The organism is Bacillus sp. SA1-12 (assembly GCF_000981385.1).
Taxonomy (GTDB): Bacteria; Bacillota; Bacilli; order Bacillales; family Bacillaceae; genus Metabacillus.
Genome location: NZ_LATZ01000037.1, coordinates 1 through 16,623, shown reverse-complemented (window position 1 = coordinate 16,623; position 16,623 = coordinate 1). Strand labels below are relative to the sequence as shown.

Sequence of the window (16,623 nt, the reverse complement as noted above, 5' to 3'; positions counted from 1 at the left end):
TTCCTGCAATACAAGGCTGCACTTTAAATCCAAAATCATCCGCAAATTGAGCGAAACGTTTATTGACTATTCCTTTGGTATAATTTGTTCTTGCTTCATCCATTACCGTTTTCATATTGTCAGTCACGATCTGCTTCGGTACACCATCTATGGCTTCAAATGCTTCTGTTAAAAATGACAATAGCACACTTTGTGACTTTGATATGGTCATATAGAAAGTTCGAAACCTAGAATATGAAAGCAATAATACCGCCACGTTTACATGAACAACTTCACCATCTTTTGTTTCATACCGAATGTTCTCTTTCCAATCAAGTTGTGCCTGTTCCCCTGGTGGAGTTTCATACCTGATACTAGATTGAGTTGAATTGATTCTCTTTCCCTCACTAAAGTAAGATTGAAACTCAGGTTTACTTTGAATGTATCTACGAAAAGAAGAAGCTGCACAATCCAAGTCGTGATTGTCTTTTAAATATTGCCAGAGCACTCGTTTATAATAAAACACTTGTTTTGATTCTTTTGATAATAAAAGGGAAATAACTCCATAGTACTCATCAATTTTTGAAGATTTGTTTTTTGTTTTCTTGGGAGTAAATCCATTCAGGTATTTATTAATGGTACGCCGATCTACATTTAATTCTCTCGCTAATTGACTCTTGTTAATTCGCATTTTTAAATTCTCCATCAGTATTTTTAATTTTGGTAAGTCTGTAAGACTATTAATCTTAAAATCTGTTTGGATATCTAACGCTATGTACATACTAATCACCCCAAGATTAGTATGTAGAAATGAGTCGAAACTGTACATCTTTAATTAATCAAATTTTTACATATTTAAATTAGCATTTGTACTTTCCACACGCTTAAGTGCTTCAATTAAGTTTTCCCGTGACAAAATCATATCTATCAACATTTGATATTTCCTTTCGACGTGAACGTAGAAATCTAATTGTGTTATTCTTACTCCACACTCCCAAAGTCCCCCATGGAATTCACCATATCTTCCTTTAGGTAGCTCTTTTCAGATTATCTGTTTCAACATAAGAAGTTTACGCCTAGTTCTTAGTTCTTCCTAATTGTTCAGCCCTTCCCCTAATTCTCGAGAAAATAGGGTACTATGACTTCTGCTGACTTCTGATTGTTAAGCTATCTATCGCTAGATAGGTTACCAAATGTACTTGGCGTTCCAATCAGACCTCCCCAGGTAAGAGTGCAATCTTTCCCTCCACCTATCTGCTTCATTTACTCTGTATCACCTTCGACAGAAAGGACTTTGTTTTGTTAAGCAAACTCATCCAATGATACCTAGCCTTATATGAAGTTCGTGTTCCTCAGACCGGAGGTTTGCCGCTCACTTCCTTCAGATTCCATGTCACCATAGATACCCTTGTGTTAGGCTAACTGTTACTTCTGTCTTCACAGTTCGGGACTTTCACCCTATAGATTACACCCATGCTGGGCGCACTCACAAAAATAAGAAGAGGCTAAGCCTCTTCTTATTTAGAAAGGAAGTAAAAATATTTACCTAGTGTAGATGCACAGGCCATGCAATTGCAGTTGAAAAATAAGGACACTCTATTTTTTTAGTAAAAGTATATCTTTTCTATACCTGAGCGGCTTATTTGCTTAAGGCGCCCTGAGCTTTTGTACTTATCTTTCAATTAATTGAACCATCATCATCGCTTTCCCCACTACTGCTCCTTCACTATAGGCTTCAATATCAATCTTTCCAAACTTTCTTCCTACTTCTAGTATTTTAGGATGCAGTTCAAGGACACTTTCCATTTGCACAGGCTTGATGAAATAAATCGTAATATTTTCTACGACGATATCTCCTTTTTTTTGCGCTCTTAAGTAGCGGTTAACCGCTTCTGTTACAAGGGTTGTAAAGACACCGTATGAGATTGTCCCAAGATGGTTTGTCATTTGCGGGCTTACTTCACAGCGAAATACACTTCCCCTTTTTAGTTCATCTTCAATGGTTATAAACTGATTAGTAATAATGTCATCAAGTTTTTCACCGATTTGCGGCTGACGTTGGATCATTTGCAAAGCCTTTAAGACATCTTGACGGCTGATCATCCCTTGCAGACGAGTATGTTGATCAACTACAGGAAGCACCTCAATCCCTTCCCAAACCATCATTTGTGCAGAAGAGGCAACAGATGTTTTTCCGGTAACAGTAACAGGACTTTTCGTCATTACTTTTTCAATCAATGTTGAATGGTCATGACCCATAATGTCCTTTGAGGTGACAATTCCTTGTACCTTCAGGTTTTGATCAATTACAGGAAATCTTCCATGTCCTGTTTCATAATTATATTGATACCAAGTTGATACTGTATCTGTTGTTTTTAGTGTAATCGTTTTTTCTAAAGGTGTTAAAATATCTTCGACTTGGACAATTTCCTTTTTGATTAACTGATCATAGATGGCACGATTTATCATGGTACCAACAGTAAACGTGTCATAGCTCGTTGAGATAATCGGCAGTTCCAGTTCATCGGCAAGCTTTTTGACGTTATCTTCTGTATCAAATCCGCCTGTTATTAAAACCGCTGCACCAGCCTCTAACGCATATTTATGTGCGTTTGTACGATTGCCGACAATTAATAGGTTTCCAGCTCCTGTATATCGCATCATTGCCTCAAGCTTCATCGCACCGATAACGAATTTATTTAAAGTTTTATGCAAGCCCGCTCGTCCACCTAATACCTGTCCATCAACAATATTAACAACCTCAGCATATGTTAATTTCTCAAAGTTTTCCTTTTTCTTCGTTTCAATTCTTATTGTTCCAACACGTTCAATTGTGCTAACATAGCCTTTACTTTCTGCTTCTTTAATTGCCCGATACGCTGTACCTTCACTAACGTTTATTTCTTTAGCAATTTGCCGGACGGAAATTTTTTCACCAACTGGAAGTGAATTAATATATTGCAAAATTTGCTCGTGCTTTGTAGCCAAGCTGCATCACCCTTTTTATAAAATGAAACTACCAACTTTGAAGGCTTTCTGCTCCCCAATGCCAGTAACCTTAATTTATCGAACTTTTATCGGCGTGATTTCCGCCTGTCATTAGTATGATAAATCGCCCATTCTTCCACTTTTATTATAAGGGTGGCGCTTTTTTTTATCAACGCGCTGTTTGGCGCTGTCTTTTTCTTTGACGATTTCGATCAATAACTGATTGTTGATTATACTCTGCTTTTTTCGGCTTGTATAAATAATGAGCAAAATTTCCGCCAATCACAAAAATCGCTAAACATAGCCAGCTCATTAGAAATACGGTTTGCATATGATCGCCTGTCATTGTGATTTGCTGTAATCCCAAAAAAAGCATCACTAGGGAGATTAATGCATACAGTAAATTTTTCAATTGAAATCATCCTTTCACTTCATCATTACCATATCATATGCATGTACAAGAAAAAAAAGAAGCGGATGACCTCAATCATCCACTTCTGTGTATGTTTTATTAAAGCTTTAGAGTTTCGCCGACTTTTAACGGAATGCCTACACCTTCTGGAAGCATATTTGCAAATGCTTTAGGATCTTGTTTTATCGCAGGAAATGTGTCGTAATGGATTGGCACAACTTTTTTCGCTTTCAGCCATAAAGCAGCTTCCGCAGCATCCTCAGGTCCCATTGTTAGATTATCACCAATTGGCAAAAAGGCTACATCAATTTCATTTCGCTCCCCAATCATCTTCATATCGGAAAACAACCCCGTATCACCAGCATGATAAATTGTTTTGCCCTCTGCTGAGAAAAGAACCCCTGAAGGCATGCCGGTATAAATCACTGAGCCATCTTGTTCTTGGTAGCTTGACCCATGAAATGCTTGTGTCAGCTTTACTTTACCAAAGTCAAATTGGTAAGCACCACCTAGGTTCATTGGGTGAATAGTAATATCATTTTTCCCTATGTAAACGGCTAATTCATATGGAGCAATAACTAATGCATTGTTTTTCTTCGCAATCTCTACCGTGTCACCGACATGATCATTATGACCATGTGTTAAGATAATCACATCAACATCAAGATCTGCTACATGTAAATCTGTTAAGTCATTTCCATTAATAAACGGGTCAATGATAATCTTTTTATTTTCAGTTACTATTTTTACTACTGAATGACCATGATAAGAAACTTGCATTGACATTTACACCTGCTCTCCTAAATTTTTAACCTTCAATGAAAATTTTACCGTAATTGTTATATGTTTAAAACAAAAAAGGCCTGACTGTAGCAGACCTTTATACCTTTGAATAGAACATGAAATCTATACCCCAAGAAGCAGAGTCCGGGCATCTGAAAAGGATAAACCATGTGCATCTGCTACCGCTTCGTAGGTTACGTATCCCTTTAATGTATTGATCCCTTTTAATAATGCCTCATTTTCTAAGCAAGCTTTTTTATATCCCTTTGTGGCGATCTGAACGGCATATGGAACTGTTACATTTGTTAATGCAAACGTAGATGTGCGCGGAACCGCTCCAGGCATATTCGCTACTGCATAATGTAACACTCCATGCTTTTCATAGGTTGGATTATCATGAGTCGTTATTTTATCAGTTGTTTCAAATATACCGCCTTGGTCAATGGCAATATCAACGATGACAGATCCGTTGGTCATAGAGCGGACGACCTCATCAGATACAAGCTTAGGTGCTTTTGCCCCGGGAATTAACACTGCCCCGATCACTAAATCAGATTCTGATACTGATTCAGCAATGTTGAGAGGATTTGACATGAGCGTTGAAATGTCATTACCAAAAATATCATCCAGCTGTCTTAAACGCTCTGGATTGACGTCCAAGATTGTTACCTCTGCACCTAAGCCAACCGCTATCTTCGCTGCATTTGTTCCGGCAACTCCCCCGCCGATAATAGTCACTTTGCCTCTTCTCGTACCAGGGACTCCGGCTAATAAAATTCCCTTGCCTCCTTTTGGCTTTTCTAAAAATTGCGCGCCTATTTGGGAGGCCATTCTGCCGGCAACTTCACTCATCGGAGTGAGAAGCGGAAGGGAACCATTTGCTAGCTGAACAGTTTCATATGCTATAGCAATGACTTTATGATCAATTAAAGCGACAGTTAATTCAGGTTCTGGTGCTAAATGCAGATACGTAAATAAAATAAGTCCTTCCCTGAAATAACCATATTCCTCTTTTAATGGCTCCTTTACCTTCATAACCATATCCATCGCCCACGCTTGCTGAGCAGTTTCAACAATTTTTGCACCAGCTTCAACATATTCTTCATCTGTAAACCCTGAACCAAGTCCTGCATTTTTTTCGATATAAACCTCATGTCCTGATTTAACAAGATGAAAAGCACCTGCAGGAGTCATCGCTACACGGTTTTCATTATTTTTTATCTCTGCAGGAATACCAATTTTCATAGTACGTCCTCCTTAGTCATCATCATTTCAAACTTGTGTCCTTATCAGTATTACCGTAATTTATCATATGATTACGAAATCAGACAGGTCCTAGGAGTTTTTAAAAAAGTGAGGTAAAGAGGACAAAAATGTGATCATTAAACAAGAAAACGATGGATAACATTTGCTCCGCCTGTTACTTCAATAATTGAACCAGTGATCATGTCTGAATTTTCTTCACACAAAAAAGCAATGGTTCTGGCAATATCTTCACCTGTTCCTGAACGCCCGATGGGTGTATGTTGATCGGTCAATCGCCTGGAAGTTTCAATCGTTGCTTCCTTCATCTCTCCCACAATATTACCTGGACAAATCATATTGGCTGTGATCCCATGTTCAGCTTCTTCTATACTTATTGATTTTGTTAATGATACCAATCCAACCTTTGCTGCACTAAAGGCGGATCGATGGAGCCAGCCTGGAGATGTGGCTGCCCCTTGAAAACCATATGTAATAATCCGTCCATATTTTTGTTTACGCATAATTGGAACGACTTTTTTAAACAAATGAAAAACAGAGCTTAAATTTCCTTCAATCATTTGATACCATTCTTCATCTGTATAATCAGCCAACTTTTTTCTTTCGAATATGTAAGGACCAGCATTATTTATTAAGCAATCTATTCTCCCAAATTGTTCAAGTGTTTGATCAATCATCTTCGACAGATCTTCTTTTTTTGTTACATCTGCTTGAACGAAGTGAAGATGATCTCGATAATAGGAGAATTTTGCCTGAAATTCATCGACGGCACTTGTATCTTTTCGATAACTTACCGTAACAGAAAAACCCTTTTTCAAAAATTCTTCTGTCACCTTCTTACCTAAGCCTTTTGAGCCTGCCGTAATAAGGGCATGTCGCACGATCATTTCCTCCTCATATAACTTGTCCTTATGTATAATGCTTTTCATTTTTCATTACCATTTTGATGATAACAATTTTTTCACCTCTATTGTGATAATAACATAACCATTTTACTATAAACTGTTTGAAAGCTTTATATTTCTTTTAATCTAAACAAATAGACTATGTTAAAGCTTAAGTTAAATTTAGCAGTATATTGATTAGACCGGATATGTGAGACCTCTAAGAAAAAGGAAGAACATTGAGCTTTCCGCTGGCATCGCAAATGAATAATTAACGCTTCTCGCTAGCGATCAACAAGGAAGTTTACAGCGCAATCAAAAAAGCAGCTTAAAATTAAAAAACCTCAAAACACACTATTAGTGTTTGAGGTTTTCATCCTTTAGCCCTTCCTTATTTGAAAGTGCTCTTGCAGGAAATTTTGTTCATATTGTTGTTCAACTACACCGCTTGAATAGGCATCCGTTAATTGCTTCATTGTTTCCTCTTCGCCTAAATGGTCGTAGTAGTAGGTCTGCCTTGTTATTCTTTTTTCCTTCAACACTTTCAGCCCCTTCATTTCTTTTTTGCTCGCGTTTAGTGTCTCTGAAATGAAGAAGCTTATTCAATTTTGAAGGTCTATTTTAGCGTTGCTTTCGCCTTATCAATAGCTTTTCGAACCATGTCAAATCCGGTACCGCCAGCACTCATCCGTTTTCTTACAGCTTCAAAAGGATTGATGATATCATATAAATCCTCTTCAAACAGCTCAGAAGCTTGTTTATATTGATCAAAAGGTAAATCCTTTAAATAAATACCCGATTGGATACATTTGTAGACAAGTGTGCCAACAACTTCATGTGCTTCTCTGAATGGCATTCCTTTTGTAGAGAGATAATCTGCAAGTTCTGTTGCATTAGAGAAATCTTCTTTTGTTGCCTTCTCCATCTTATCCTTATTTACCTTTAAAGTATTAATCATACCGATAAAGATTTGGAGGCTTCCTTCAATGGTTTTTACCGTATCAAACATTCCTTCTTTATCTTCTTGAAGGTCTTTATTATATGCCAAAGGAAGTCCCTTTAAGATCGTCAATAAAGACATTAAGTTCCCATAAACTCTTCCTGTTTTTCCTCTAATTAATTCTGCCATATCGGGATTTTTTTTCTGAGGCATGATGCTGCTTCCTGTTGCATACGTGTCATCGAGCTCGATAAATTGGAATTCTTGAGAACACCATAAAATAATCTCTTCACAAAAACGCGATAAATGCATCATTAATAATGAGCTATTGCTGAGGAATTCAATAATAAAATCTCGATCGCTGACACCATCTAGGCTATTTTCATAAATCCCATCAAACTGAAGTTTTTCAGCTGTATATTCACGGTCAATTGGAAAGGTTGTCCCCGCAAGTGCAGCACTGCCTAATGGAGAAAGATTAATCCGCTTAAGTGATTCAGCAAATCGTTGTTTATCACGATCCAGCATCCAGAAATAAGCCATTAAATGATGGGCAAATGAAATCGGCTGTGCCCGTTGAAGATGAGTATAGCCGGGCAGTATTGTTTCAATATGCTCGTCAGATTTTTCAATAAGAGCGTTTTGGAGCCCTTCAATTAATTCAACAACCATTGCTACATGCTTCCGTAAATACAAATGCATATCAGTAGCAACCTGATCGTTACGACTCCTTCCAGTATGTAGCTTTCCGCCAACAGGACCAATTTCATCAATTAACATTTTTTCGATATTTAAGTGAATATCTTCGTAGTTAACTGAAAAGCTAAGCTCATTCTTTCTGGCTTTTTCTAAAAGAGTTGTTAAGCCTTTTGTAATTTGTCCTGCTTCATCTTTGCTTATTATACCGCACTTGCCAAGCATATCTACATGTGCAAGGCTGCCTGTGATGTCTTCCTCAACTAATTCCTGATCAAAATGGATGGATGCACCGAACTCATCCACCCATTGTTCAGGGGTTTTTTGGAAGCGTCCACCCCAAAGTTTTTTCATACTTCCACCTTCTTGTTTTTTACCATGCTGTTTACTTTTGTTGGCAGTCCAAATAATTCAATAAATCCGATTGCTGCATTGTGATCGAATGCATCGTCTTTTGTATATGTCGCAAGCTTTTCATCATATAAAGAGTACTCAGATTTTCTTCCTTCTACAATAGCATGCCCTTTAAATAGTTTTACACGCACTGTGCCTGTTACATATGTTTGAGTTTCCTTTAAGAAAGCATGTAAAGCAGTCTTTAATGGCGAGAACCATAGTCCGTTATAAATAAGCTCAGCAAGCTTTTGCTCGATAACTGGTTTAAAATGAGCCACTTCTTTTACTAATGTTAAGTCTTCAAGCTCTTTATGTGCTTTAATAAGTGTCATGGCACCCGGGCACTCATATACTTCACGAGATTTAATACCAACAAGTCTGTTTTCAACGTGATCAATACGTCCTACACCGTGCTTTCCTGCGATCTCATTTAGCTTTAGAATCAATTCATGCAGTGGATATGCTTGATCATTGATTTTTACTGGAATACCTTTTTCGAAATGAATTTCAATAATTTCAGCTTGATCAGGTGTTTTTTCTAATGGAGCTGTTAAATCATATGCACCTTCTGGAGGAGCTGCCCATGGATCTTCAAGAATACCGCACTCATTACTTCTTCCCCATAGGTTTTGATCAATTGAATAAGGGCTATCTAAGTTGATTGGAATTGGAATACCATTCTTTTGAGCATATTCGATTTCTTCTTCACGTGACCAACCCCATTCTCTTACTGGAGCAAGCACCTCAAGATCTGGATTTAATGCTTTAATTGAAACTTCAAAACGGACTTGGTCATTTCCTTTTCCAGTACAGCCATGCGCAATTGCTACTGCATTTTCTTTTTCAGCAATTTCAACAAGTTTCTTTGCAATTAACGGACGAGATAATGCAGAAACTAGCGGATATTTTCCTTCGTATAATGTATGTGCTTGTAAAGCAACTAAAGCAAAATCATTAGCAAACTCTTCTTTTGCGTCAATCATATATGATTCAATCGCTCCGACTTGAAGAGCTTTTTGTTGAACAAATGCTGTATCCTTTCCTTCACCTACATCAAGGCACGCTGCCACAACATCATAGCCTTTTTCTTGTAACCATTTAATTGCAACAGAGGTATCTAATCCTCCAGAATAAGCTAACACAACTTTCTTCATCTATTTGTTCCTCCTCGGTTGTATAAACATGAATATATGTTAATAAAAATACATTTTCTTTATAGGTAACACTTTACCAACTGCGCCCTATTTCGTCAATAGAAAAATGCATATTTTCACAGAATCTTTGTATAAAAATTAGTTTGGATGAATGAATAGCCGAGTTTTTCGTCATTCTGCTCTATTATGGGAATATTCAAACATCTGATTAGCAAAAGTAAGGTAGTTCTTACCTATAGAATGTTGTAAAATGTATTAAAACATGTATTGGGAGGATAGGAATTGAACGAATACTTTATCTATGACTCTAGACTAAAAATAAAAATTCCCAAGTTAACTAAGCCCTGGAATTTGTATAGTGTTTTTATTCAAAACAGCATTTTAACCGAATGGGAAAAAATTCGCGGAGGAATACCAGATCGGATTATGGAGTTGGAGGATCAAATTAATAGAAAACAAAATGAGCTTAATCATGAAGAGGACTTTCTTCATTCTTGCGAATTAAATGAAGAGATCTCAGAACTTGCCTCCATCATTAACGACCTATGGATATGGTTTAGGACGACACAGCATTTATCAATTGAAAAAGTTCACAATTAAAAAAGAAGGGCAGGCCTTCTTTTTTTACTTGAGATATAAGATAGGATGAAGCAGTAGCAATCGGCACGGCCGATTTTTTATCGATTAAATCTATAAATCTTTTCGTATTTCTCTTATAACATGCCCTAATTCTGGGATAATTAGTTTTTCCATCGCTAGTTTTACAGCCCCTGAAGAACCTGGCATAGCAAAAACTGCTGTATCCATTGATACACCTGCGATCGCTCTACTTAAAATGGCAGCAGAGCCAATATCCTCCGTGTAGCTTAGCATTCGGAAAATTTCACCGAAGCCTGGTATTTCTTTCTCAATAATGGATTGAACCGCTTCGATGGTGACATCCCTTTTGGCAATCCCTGTTCCTCCATTTGTAAGAACCACATCAATGTTTCGAGCTTCACAGCCTTTTAACATAGAACTTCGAATTAATATTTTTTCATCTTTTACAATTTCATACTCAGCCACATGATGTCCAGAATCCTCTAATAGCTTCATCAAAAGCTTTCCGCTTTTATCCGTTTCTTTAGTTCGCGTGTCACTGATCGTGATGACTTTACAATTTACAGAATGAGGAGCTTCAAGCTTATGTTCAATACTACTCATCATACAAACCTCCTGCATTACTTTTCTCGCCTATTAATCGATACTGATAAAACTTATTAGCAAAATCCGTTATTTGACGAGTCAGCTGATAATTTAATCCAGCACCCATCATAATGCTGATGAGAGGAAGTCCGGCAATAAGTTTTCTTTTAAAAAGGGACATAACAGAAAGCTTTGCAATTTGTTTTAAGAGGAATTCTAAGCTTTTTGAATTTACCAAGTCATCTTCCCCTTCATAAAAATAAGACATCATCTGATCAGCTTGGAGTTCCTCCTTTAATTCAAGCCAAGCTTTATATTGAAGATGCTTAGGCATTAATGATGCGTGAAAGACCTTTAACGAGGTCATCATTTCATAAGGATTCGATATTTCATACCCGTAGCACATTGACACCATTTGGATCGAACGTAAATTAAGAATCGTCTGAACTGGGATGTCAACACCAGACAACAGAAGACCCCCTGTTCCGGTAATTCCTCCCTGCAAGAAAGAATATAGGCGGTGCTTTGATGTCTGTAGATCAGCTAAATAATGGAGCTGATCGATTGGCAGTTTATGTAAATCATTAATATTAATAATGTCTTCATTCAATGCTTTTGCTGATAATAGGATTTGTTTTTTGGCATCCTGTTGAACAAAAGAACTTTGAATAAAGGAGTGTAAATGAAATAAACTTGCATCAAGCTTTTTAAAAAACAACCGTTTCATGGAATCAGGTATCTCATTAAGTTTATGATCCATCCATCTATCAAATGTTCGTTGAAAATCGGTTCGAAGATCATTCTGTAATTCACTTTCCCATAACATGATCTCATCCAAAATTGCTCTATCACGTAATGACTCCATATCCTAACGACTCCTTTTATCTATATAGATAAATAGAAATGAAATTGATTATAGTTAGTGATTCCAGTCAGATTCTTATGTCCGTGTGTAAGTCTTACTTTATCATAACACAAAAAGACAGCCGATTTCTTCCCGGCTGTCATATCATTTGTATTACTTTGCTAAGCGTACAACATCTCGCGCAATCATAACCTCTTCATTTGTAGGGATTACTAAAACTTTTACTGGTGAATGCGGATAGCTGATGTATGATTCCTCACCACGAACCTTATTTAGTGCAGGGTCCCAATATACACCCATAAACTCAAGTCCTTTTAAGACACGTTCACGAATATCGGTACTATTTTCACCGATACCTGCAGTAAAGATAATCGCGTCTACACCAGACATTCTTGCTGCATAAGAACCAATATATTTGTGAATACGGCTTGCAAATACTTCAAGAGCGATCTTTGCTCTTTCATTGCCTTCATTTGCTGCCTGTGTAATATCCCGCAGATCACTGGAAAGTCCGGAAACACCTAAAATTCCGCTCTTTTTATTTAAAATATCCAATACTTCATCTGCTGATTTTCCTGTTTTTTCCATGATGAATGGAATTAATGCTGGATCAATATTTCCGGAACGCGTCCCCATTGCCACACCTGCAAGCGGAGTGAAACCCATAGATGTATCAATTGATTTACCGCCTTCAATCGCTGCAATACTTGCACCATTACCTAAGTGACAAGAAATTAAACGAAGGTGCTCTATTGGTCTGCCTAAAATTTCTGCTGCACGTTCTGAAACATATTTATGTGACGTTCCGTGGAATCCGTATTTACGAATACCAAAGTTTTCATAGTACTCATAAGGAAGACTATATAAGAATGATTGTTCAGGCATTGTTTGATGGAATGCTGTATCAAATACGGCTACAGCATCAACATTTGGCAATACCTCTTTAAATGCTTTAATACCAACAACGTTAGCTGGATTATGAAGCGGCGCTAATTCAGACAAATTCTCAATTTGTTTTAAGGTTTCTTCGGTTATTAATGCAGAATCATTAAAAGTTTCTCCGCCATGAACAACCCTGTGGCCTATTCCTTCAATTTCATCTAAAGACTTAATAATACCTAAATCGGTTAATTTAGATAAAAGAATTTTTACTGCCACTGCGTGATCAGGAATGTCTGAAATTTCCTTTTGATTCTCGCCATTCACAGAAATCGAAAATACAGAATCCTTTAGACCGATTCTTTCTACTAATCCTTTCGTGAGAACTGTTTCGCTAGGCATTTCAAAAAGTTGAAATTTCAATGATGAACTACCTGCGTTAATTGCAATAATTTTTGCCATTCCGTTACTCTCCTTTTCGTCCGTTCCAACTGTAAATACTTGATGTTGATTATACAAACAGTAAGACGCGATTCTTCCTTTATTTAGTCATTGTCATACAATGTTAATCATTTTTACACAGCAAGCCATTTTGCCTTATTATTTACCACTTATTCTTTGCAAAAAGACCTCGATTATTATCCGCCTTTTCCATTTAAACACTGCTATTTCAACATTTCAAGAACTTGATTTAATTGTTATCGTTTACAGATAAAAGTCTTATAATTCTAAAAATTTAGGCGTAACATATTTTTAGCGCTTTTTATTTCGAATCAATCTAAAATCTCAACAAAAAAGAGGCCTCTTCAGCCTCATTTTACAATCTTCCACTTATTTATTTTCCTTAAACCATTTGTCAATTTTTTTCATAATCGAATTCATTGCTTCTTTATTAGAGAACTTAGGTAACTCTACTAACAATGCCTGCTTTGGCGGTGTATTTGATTCGCCTTTTTTTTGGACAATGAAGATGCTCTTACCATGTTTTTCATCTTTAAATAAGGATAATGGCAATTGAATAAACCCTTGAATGATGGCAGTCTTTCTTAAATATTGATTAAGCTTTGGTGCTTCTTTTGTATCAAATAACGAATTAGGAACAATAAAAAACAAATAGCCGCTTTCTTTTGTGTGATTTATACTCTGCTCAATGAATAAATGGTGGGAATAAGAAAGTCCTTCATCTGCCTTTAATTCATATCTGGAAGCCTCTACATCATTAGGATAATACCCTACAGGCAAATCACATACAACGATATCAACTGGATCAATTAACAAACGTTCCAAACTATCCTGGTTAAAAAATTGTACTGGATGTTCCTGAAGATTTGCACTAATATAGGCCAATTTAATGAGCAAATCATCTACCTCTACCCCATGGCTCTCCACCTGTTTATTTGAGAGGTAATTTATAACCGTTGTAAGCAAATTACCCGTCCCGACAGCTGGATCTAAAATGGATATGTCCTTTTGATTACCAACAAATTTGCTGACTAAATAGCCTAGAAATATACCAATACTATCGGGTGTCATTTGATGGTTTGGGTGTGCCGCCTCTTTTAGCCCCTTTAAAATCGCCAGCTGATACGCCTTGCGAATTTCCTCTTTTTCAAATGAAGCAATTTGAATCCCTTCGTATTTTCGTTTCAAGCTTTTTTCAGTTATCTCGCTAAGTCCATCCTGCAAAATCGATTCTTGAAAAATATTATCTCCCGTCTCAGCAACTGCCTCTATGTAAGTCATTTGACATTCTTTCGCAATAAGTTCCGCCGTTTCATTTATTACTGCAAACAAATTTTCTATCTTAGAAACTGTTTTCATCCTCATCCTCCTCGCCGTAATACTCTTACCATTTTAGACATTGAATATGAAAAGCGCAAGCACATCGATCAGTCATGACAAGTATTGACGTTCCAAAATTGATGGTGCTCTTTGCCCTTTCATCTTGAGATATTAATACAGGAAAAAAAAAGACTGCCGAAATGGCAGTCAGGAAAACAAATTTTGTTCCTATTCTTATTGAGCAGTTTTAGCAGCTTCAATTGCCGCTTCATAGTTCGGATGATTTGTTGCTTCGCTAACATATTCAACATATGTAACCTTATCATTTGCATCAACAACAAATACGGCGCGAGCTAATAAACGTAATTCTTTAATATGAACGCCATATGCCTCACCAAAAGAAAGATCCCGATGGTCAGAAAGAGTTTGAACATTTTCTAAGCCATTTGAAGCACACCATCTTTTTTGGGCAAATGGTAAGTCAACACTAATTGTTAAAACCTCAACATTGTCCAATTTTGAAGCATCCTCATTAAAGCGGCGTGTTTGCGCATCACAAACTCCAGTATCTATTGAAGGGACAACGGAAATTAAACGAACCTTCCCTTTTGAATTTGCAAGTGTAACTTCAGATAAATCGTTTGCTAGGACTGTAAAATCCGGTGCTGTGTCACCTACATTTACTTCATTGCCTAATAACGTAACAGGGTTATTTTTAAACGTAATTGAAGCCATACCAAATTCCTCCTTTTTATTATGTACAGTGTAAATATAGCTTAGCTTTCAAGATTTATCAAATGTTTTGAACAATGTAACCATAAATTTCTTTCGGATCATTTCTCGCAAAAAAATAACTGCCTCATGGGCAGTTAAAAGTCTAAATCTTGTTTTGGCTGTTGTTGTTCTTGTGAATATTCATTATTCCCTTTATCTTTATTTTTCTTAAACATACCTTGAATCTTCTCAACCGTTTGCGGTGCTGCTTCTAATATTTTTTCATATAAATGTGTGCTTTCATCTAAATGAAGCATTTTAACACCTGTTGAAGAAACAATTAAAAATGCTATAGGAGTAATCGATACTCCACCACCGCTTCCTCCGCCAAAAGGAAGCTTGGAAGCTTTCTGTTCACTGCCATTATCAGCACCAGTGCCATTGAATTCACTTCCCCCGGCCGCGAATCCAAATCCAACCTTGGATACTGTTAAGATGACGCTTCCATCTGGCGTTTCTACTGGATCACCTATGATGGTATTCACATCAATCATTTCTTTTAGGTTTTCCATTGCTGTTTTCATAAGTCCTTGTATAGGATGATCACTCATGTTATGTAGCCTCCTTATCTAAATACAATATTTAACCGATCGTACCCATTCCATCCTTAAAGGTCAGCCAATTGTCTAGTTTGTGAAAAATGAAAATGGCTTGGATTTTAACTTTGGACGGCCGCCTTTCCAATATTTAATGAATTGAATACCTGCGAACATAGCTTGCCCGATTCGAAACTGAAAAATACATTGGAATTTCGTTCTTGAACAAAATCGGTTAAAATCAGGAGTAATGGTCACAATAGGTTCTGTTTTCAACCTCATATATTGGGTGATTAATCCAATAACAACGCCTTTAATTGTCCAAGCTGCACCTGTTAATATACCGGTATGTGCAGCATCTCCTATTCCGAATTGAGAATGCCATTCTAATTTTTTTATTTTAATTTTCCGTAAAAACCTTCGAATAATTCTATGCATCCCGATTATATGCTGAGTAATCTCTTTTATATCACTTAGGCTGGTCAGTACATCATCAGGAGATATTTTATCTTCTTTTTCTTTTACCTGCTTATCTTTATTTTCACTTCCTGCTTTTTTATCCTGCTTAATAATCAAATTTGGTCCATCATCATCGATCTTCACCAGCGGTATATCAATGGTATAGCGCAACAATCCAAACCATGCGCGAAATTTTATTTTAAATCGATCATTATCTCCTGTATGGTTTAAGTCTAGGGTTATCGTAATTTTTGTAATGATAATAAGGAAAAAGAGCAAAAGGAAAAAAAGTATAATGATCATGATCCAAAACACGGTTTTCACACCCTTTCAATCTACCATTATCACCTCACTATAACTAAATTAAACCTATAGTATTCAGGATAAGATTTAAAAATCAGTAGAAAAACTTGGCTTGTCGCCAAGTCCTAATGGCGAAAGCCTTAGTTTTTCTTATACTGTCATCCATAAAATTATTATACGCTGATAGTACAAAAAAAGCCTGCTGATTATTCAGCAGGCTTCAGACCGTAGACAAACCCCCTTTCAAATCCTTGATTTGAAAGGGGGTTTGCATTTATTCTCTATTTTCTTAGGCTGGGCATGGATACTTCCATGCCCAGTTTGCCATTTTCTTGAGATTCATGG

General features: G+C 36.8%; 17 protein-coding genes. 1 reads left to right on the top strand and 16 read right to left on the bottom strand.

All coding sequences use genetic code 11. The features are described 5' to 3' along the window. The 9 genes from istA to WQ54_RS16415 all read right to left on the bottom strand — a co-directional run. Positions 1-760, bottom strand: a 760-nt coding sequence (gene istA, locus WQ54_RS16450; protein WP_046585568.1) for an IS21 family transposase, incomplete at its 3' end; no start/stop codon positions are given. Between the two features lie 890 nt (positions 761-1,650). Next, a complete protein-coding gene (locus WQ54_RS16445) occupies positions 1,651-2,967 on the bottom strand; it encodes a CBS domain-containing protein (RefSeq protein WP_046585566.1) in 1,317 nt (438 codons plus the stop codon). 169 nt (positions 2,968-3,136) lie between these two features. Continuing rightward, positions 3,137-3,379 carry a hypothetical protein gene (locus tag WQ54_RS16440; protein WP_046585564.1) on the bottom strand — a complete coding sequence of 81 codons (243 nt, stop codon included), beginning with the start codon at positions 3,377-3,379 and terminating at the stop codon, positions 3,137-3,139. Positions 3,380-3,478: 99 nt separating this feature from the next. After that, positions 3,479-4,159: a metal-dependent hydrolase gene (locus tag WQ54_RS16435; protein WP_046585570.1), complete on the bottom strand. Its 681-nt coding sequence runs from the start codon at positions 4,157-4,159 to the stop codon at positions 3,479-3,481. 126 nt (positions 4,160-4,285) lie between these two features. Continuing rightward, positions 4,286-5,407 (bottom strand): alanine dehydrogenase, encoded by a 1,122-nt coding sequence (gene ald, locus WQ54_RS16430; protein WP_046585563.1) that lies wholly within the window; start codon positions 5,405-5,407, stop codon positions 4,286-4,288. A gap of 137 nt (positions 5,408-5,544) precedes the next feature. Beyond that, entirely contained in the window at positions 5,545-6,306 is a 762-nt protein-coding gene (locus tag WQ54_RS16425; protein ID WP_046585561.1) for an SDR family oxidoreductase, read from the bottom strand. Between the two features lie 383 nt (positions 6,307-6,689). Further along, on the bottom strand, positions 6,690-6,848 hold the full coding sequence (locus WQ54_RS34305) for a hypothetical protein (protein ID WP_197089610.1): 159 nt from the start codon (positions 6,846-6,848) through the stop codon (positions 6,690-6,692). Positions 6,849-6,925: 77 nt separating this feature from the next. Continuing rightward, a complete protein-coding gene (gene argH, locus WQ54_RS16420; RefSeq protein WP_046585560.1) occupies positions 6,926-8,299 on the bottom strand; it encodes an argininosuccinate lyase in 1,374 nt (457 codons plus the stop codon). After that, a complete protein-coding gene (locus WQ54_RS16415; RefSeq protein WP_046585558.1) occupies positions 8,296-9,495 on the bottom strand; it encodes an argininosuccinate synthase in 1,200 nt (399 codons plus the stop codon). The genes argH and WQ54_RS16415 overlap by 4 nt, the downstream gene beginning before the upstream one ends. Before the next feature lie 282 nt (positions 9,496-9,777). On the opposite strand from WQ54_RS16415, the gene WQ54_RS16410 reads away from it, so the two are divergent. Further along, complete coding sequence (locus WQ54_RS16410; RefSeq protein ID WP_046585556.1) at positions 9,778-10,095, top strand: hypothetical protein; 318 nt, start codon at positions 9,778-9,780, stop codon at positions 10,093-10,095. Positions 10,096-10,185: 90 nt separating this feature from the next. On the opposite strand, the gene WQ54_RS16405 is transcribed toward WQ54_RS16410, so the two are convergent. From WQ54_RS16405 to WQ54_RS16375, 7 genes are all read right to left on the bottom strand, one after another. After that, on the bottom strand, positions 10,186-10,698 hold the full coding sequence (locus tag WQ54_RS16405) for a molybdenum cofactor biosynthesis protein B (RefSeq protein WP_046585555.1): 513 nt from the start codon (positions 10,696-10,698) through the stop codon (positions 10,186-10,188). Further along, complete coding sequence (locus WQ54_RS16400; RefSeq protein ID WP_046585553.1) at positions 10,691-11,545, bottom strand: EcsC family protein; 855 nt, start codon at positions 11,543-11,545, stop codon at positions 10,691-10,693. The genes WQ54_RS16405 and WQ54_RS16400 overlap by 8 nt, the downstream gene beginning before the upstream one ends. Before the next feature lie 153 nt (positions 11,546-11,698). After that, positions 11,699-12,886 carry an acetate kinase gene (locus tag WQ54_RS16395; protein WP_046585552.1) on the bottom strand — a complete coding sequence of 396 codons (1,188 nt, stop codon included), beginning with the start codon at positions 12,884-12,886 and terminating at the stop codon, positions 11,699-11,701. Between the two features lie 369 nt (positions 12,887-13,255). Beyond that, positions 13,256-14,245 carry a class I SAM-dependent methyltransferase gene (locus tag WQ54_RS16390; protein ID WP_046585549.1) on the bottom strand — a complete coding sequence of 330 codons (990 nt, stop codon included), beginning with the start codon at positions 14,243-14,245 and terminating at the stop codon, positions 13,256-13,258. A gap of 195 nt (positions 14,246-14,440) precedes the next feature. Beyond that, on the bottom strand, positions 14,441-14,941 hold the full coding sequence (tpx, locus tag WQ54_RS16385) for a thiol peroxidase (protein WP_046585547.1): 501 nt from the start codon (positions 14,939-14,941) through the stop codon (positions 14,441-14,443). A gap of 134 nt (positions 14,942-15,075) precedes the next feature. Then, entirely contained in the window at positions 15,076-15,531 is a 456-nt protein-coding gene (gene ytfJ / locus WQ54_RS16380) for a GerW family sporulation protein (RefSeq protein ID WP_046585545.1), read from the bottom strand. 75 nt (positions 15,532-15,606) lie between these two features. Continuing rightward, positions 15,607-16,290: a DUF2953 domain-containing protein gene (locus WQ54_RS16375; RefSeq protein ID WP_046585543.1), complete on the bottom strand. Its 684-nt coding sequence runs from the start codon at positions 16,288-16,290 to the stop codon at positions 15,607-15,609. Between the last annotated feature and the right edge of the window lie 333 nt (positions 16,291-16,623).